The sequence below is a fragment of the Mesorhizobium sp. M7A.F.Ca.CA.003.01.2.1 genome (assembly GCF_003998945.1).
GTDB lineage: Bacteria > Pseudomonadota > Alphaproteobacteria > Rhizobiales > Rhizobiaceae > Mesorhizobium > Mesorhizobium ciceri.
This window is the reverse complement of the sequence record NZ_RZRA01000644.1, coordinates 1-3,345: the sequence shown is the minus strand read 5'-3', so window position 1 is coordinate 3,345 and position 3,345 is coordinate 1. Positions and strand designations below refer to the sequence as shown.

4 protein-coding genes are annotated in these 3,345 nt (G+C 62.5%); all 4 read right to left on the bottom strand.

Features of this window, described 5'->3' with window-relative positions; all coding sequences use genetic code 11:
- On the bottom strand, window positions 1–864 hold an 864-nt coding region (gene ugpC, locus EN969_RS22880), incomplete at its 3' end, for a sn-glycerol-3-phosphate ABC transporter ATP-binding protein UgpC (RefSeq protein WP_127419415.1).
- A gap of 8 nt (window positions 865–872) precedes the next feature.
- Window positions 873–1,709, bottom strand: a complete 837-nt coding sequence (locus tag EN969_RS22875) for a carbohydrate ABC transporter permease (protein WP_127419414.1) — start codon at window positions 1,707–1,709, stop codon at window positions 873–875.
- A complete protein-coding gene (locus EN969_RS22870; protein ID WP_013530184.1) occupies window positions 1,706–2,566 on the bottom strand; it encodes a sugar ABC transporter permease in 861 nt (286 codons plus the stop codon). The genes EN969_RS22875 and EN969_RS22870 overlap by 4 nt, the downstream gene beginning before the upstream one ends.
- Window positions 2,567–2,773: 207 nt before the next feature.
- Window positions 2,774–3,345 (bottom strand): extracellular solute-binding protein (locus tag EN969_RS22865; protein WP_127419413.1); only part of this gene is annotated, 572 nt, incomplete at its 5' end.

Here is a 3,345-nt window from a genome sequence, read left to right as displayed (position 1 = left end):
GACAATGACCTTGCTGCCGATTTTTGGGCTGCCTATTTCGGGCGCAGTGCCAGTCAGCGGTAGCGTGATGCGGGTCTTCTCCTGGCCCGCCAGTTCGACCACGACGCCAGGTGCATCGTGCCCGACAACCCGGCCTTTGATGAAATTCATCTTCGGCGAGCCGACAAAGCCGGCGACGAACTGATTGTCGGGGTTGTCGTAGAGATCGAGTGGCCGGCCGATCTGCTCGATATGGCCGGCGCGCATCACGACGATCCTGTCGGCGAGCGTCATCGCCTCGGTCTGGTCGTGGGTGACATAGATCATTGTCGTGCCCAGTTCCTTATGGAGCCGGGAGATCTCGACGCGCATCTGGACGCGCAATTCGGCGTCGAGATTGGAGAGCGGCTCATCGAACAGAAACACCTGCGGTTCGCGTACGATGGCGCGGCCGATGGCGACGCGCTGGCGCTGGCCGCCTGAGAGTTTTTTCGGGCGCCTGTCCATCAATTCGCTGATGCGCAGGATCTCGGACGCCCGCTTCACCCGCCGTTCGGTGTCGGCTTTTGGATTGCCGGTCATGCGCAGGCCGAAAGAGAGGTTCTGTTCGACGCTCATATGCGGATACAGCGCGTAGGACTGGAACACCATGGCGATGCCGCGGTCGGCCGCCTCGACATCATTGACCACCTTGCCGCCGATGGCGATTTCGCCGCCGCTGATGTCCTCGAGCCCGGCGATCATCCTGAGCAGCGTCGATTTTCCGCAGCCGGAGGGGCCGACGAAGACGACGAACTCGCCGTCCTTGATGTCCATGCTGGCGCCATGGACGACCTCGAAGACGCCGAAGCGCTTGACGACATTGGTGAGCGTGACCGTTGCCATGCTGCCCCTTACTTGACCGCGCCGGCGGAAATGCCGGCGATGAAAGGGCGCTGCAGCAGCACGAAGACGACCAGCATCGGCACCGTCAGCATTACAGCGCCCGCCATGATGCCGCCCCATGACACCTTGGTGAGGCCGATCAGCGTGCCGAGCGCCACCGGCGCCGTCATCGAACCAGGCTGGCTGTTGATCAAAAGCGGCCACAGATAATTGTTCCAGGAGGCGAGGAACAGGATGATGGCGAGTGCGGCCAGCATCGGCCGCGCCAAAGGCAGCGCGACAAAGAGGAAGATGCGCCACTCCTTCACGCCCTCGACGCGCGCCGCATCGAAGAGGTCGTCCGGCATCATCGAAAAACTCTGCCGCATGAACAGCACGCCGAGCGAATTGAACAGCGGCGGAACGATCAGCGCCACCCAGGTGTTGGCGAGCTTGAAGTCGCGCGCCACCATGATGAACTGCGGGATCAGCACGACCGCATAGGGCAGCGTTATGGTGCCCAGTATGATGGCGACGACCGCGCCCTTGCCGAAGAACTGGTATCGGGCCAGCGCCCAGCCGGCCATCGACGTCAGCAGCACCGACAGGATGGTGTAGGTCACCGCCACCGAGACCGAAATGCCGATGGCGCCGACGAAGTTCGTGTCACGCTGCAGATTGTTGAAATTGTCGATGAAATTGCCGTGCGGCAAAAGCTCGATGCCGGGGCTGAAGATGCCGTTGTCGGGCATGGTCGAGAACACCACCATCATCCACAGCGGAAACAGCCAGATCAGCGCCAGCGGCGTCAGGAACAGATGCAGAGCGATGCTGCGTCCCAGCCTGGCGGAGGAGCGCGAACTCATTTCGGTTCCCTCGTCAGCCACAGCTGCGCCAGCGTGATGGCGATCGCCAGCCCGGCCATGGTGTAGGCGACGGCCGAGGCGTAGCCGAAGTTGAGCGACCGAAAGCCCTGGCGGTAAAGCAGCAGGCCAAGCGTCTCCGTGCCGCCGCCCGGCCCGCCGCGCTCGGTGATCAGGAAGGGCTCGGTGAACAGCTGCATGGTGCCGATGATCGACAGCACGAGACAGAACACGATGACCGGCTTCAGCAGCGGCAGGGTGATGTAGAAGAACTGCTTGAGCTTGCTGACGCGGTCGAGCGTCGCCGCCTCGTAGACGTCTTCGGGAATGGACTGCATGCCGGCGAGCAGGATGATGGCGTTGTAACCGGCCCAGCGCCAGGTCACCGCGATCATGATCAGCGCCATCGCCGGCGTGACGTTGGAGAACCAGTCGATCTTGGGCAGGCCGACGCTGTTCAGGAGCTTGTTGATGATGCCGAAATCGAGGTTGAACATCAGCCGGAACACCGCCGAATAGGCAACCTCGCCGACCACGACCGGGGCGAAGAAGGCGAAGCGGTAGAGGCCACGCGCCTTCAAGAGCGGCGAGTTCAAAAGCACCGCCATGACGAGCGCCAGCGAGATCATCACCGGCACCTGGATGACCAGGATGAGCAGCGTGTTCTTCAGGGCGTTGAAGAAGGCCGGATCGCCGATCAACCGGCCCCAGTTGAAGCTCGGCGCGAACCGCCACGGCACGGTGCGCGTTGCCTGGAAGGAGATCATGAAGGAGCTGATGATCGGCCACACCCAGAAGATCGCGAAGATCAGCAGATAGGGCGTGAGGAAGCGATAGGCCGTGGCGTTACGATTGCGCATCTTGCTCCTCCTTCTACCGCTTGTTGTTTCACGCCGTCGCCTGGGTCTTCCCTTCTCCCCTTGTGGGAGAAGGTGTCGCCGAAGGCGACGGATGAGGGGGTGTTCCAGAGAACGCAAACGTCTCACTCCGCTGGAGCACCCGTCATCCGTCTCGGCGCTATCGCGCCGATCCACCTTCTCCCACAAGGGGAGAAGGAGAAGCGGTGATCAAGATTTGACGGGCAGTCCGGTCGCCGCCGCGATCTGGCTTGCGGCATCGTCGAGCGCCGCCTTGGCGTCAGGATAGCCGCCGGCCAGATACTTGGTCTGCACGGCGCGGACGATGATTTCGGCGTCGCTCTGGAACTGCGTGCCGCGGCTCGGAACAACCTTCGGCAAGGTGCCGAGAATGTCCTTCCATACCGCCTGGCCGCCCCAGTAAGACAGGCCTTGTGCGACATAGGGATCGTCGAGTGCCGAGACCAGGGACGGTACCAGGCCGAACTCCTTCAGCATCGTGATCTGGCCTTCATTGGTTCCGAGCGTGTATTTCAGATAGGCGTAGGCAGCCTCCTTGTTCTTGGAAGCCGAGGTGATGGCCAGCGAGGACCCGCCGAGATTGGCGGCGCGCGGCCCGTCGGCGGTGAGGCTCGGCATCAGATAGACGCCCCATTTGCCGTTTTCGCCGGCAGATTCGGTGCGAATGGTGCCCTCATACCAGCCGCCATAGATCTGGGTGGCGACGGTGCCGGCGGTGTTGTTGGTGATCTTGGTGCCCCAGTCGGCCGACGAGATGATGC

Excerpts from the sequence above, each read along its gene's own strand:
- EN969_RS22875 (WP_127419414.1), bottom strand. The coding sequence starts at position 1,709 with ATGAGTTCGCGCTCCTCCGCCAGGCTGGGACGCAGCATCGCTCTGCAT.
- EN969_RS22870 (WP_013530184.1), bottom strand. The coding sequence starts at position 2,566 with ATGCGCAATCGTAACGCCACGGCCTATCGCTTCCTCACGCCCTATCTG.